This window comes from Streptococcus pseudopneumoniae (assembly GCF_001068775.1).
GTDB lineage: Bacteria > Bacillota > Bacilli > Lactobacillales > Streptococcaceae > Streptococcus > Streptococcus pseudopneumoniae_N.
Genome location: NZ_JWAJ01000017.1, coordinates 1 through 247 on the forward strand (window position 1 = coordinate 1; position 247 = coordinate 247).

The 247-nt window shown below is 37.7% G+C and carries 1 pseudogene; it reads right to left on the bottom strand.

The annotated features are described in order from the left end of the window. Positions 1 to 247 (bottom strand): annotated as a pseudogene (locus tag ADF68_RS00570) (IS30 family transposase); the annotation flags it as partial.

Here is a 247-nt window from a genome sequence, read left to right on the forward strand (position 1 = left end):
GATTAATAGCTTCAGTCCTCTGTTCGATAGATTGACCAGCGGGTTTAAAATTGGTGCTAGCTTATTTCTTAACAGATTTTCCTTTTCTAGGATAAAGCAGATTCTGTTTGGTTAACCCCAATTTTCCATGATGGATCCAGTAGTAGATGGTAGAAATGCCCACGTTAACCCCTTTAGCCTTGATCATCATTTCAGGAGAAAACTTTTGATTATGATAGTGGAGAATCTTTTCCTTTAGTTCCTTGGT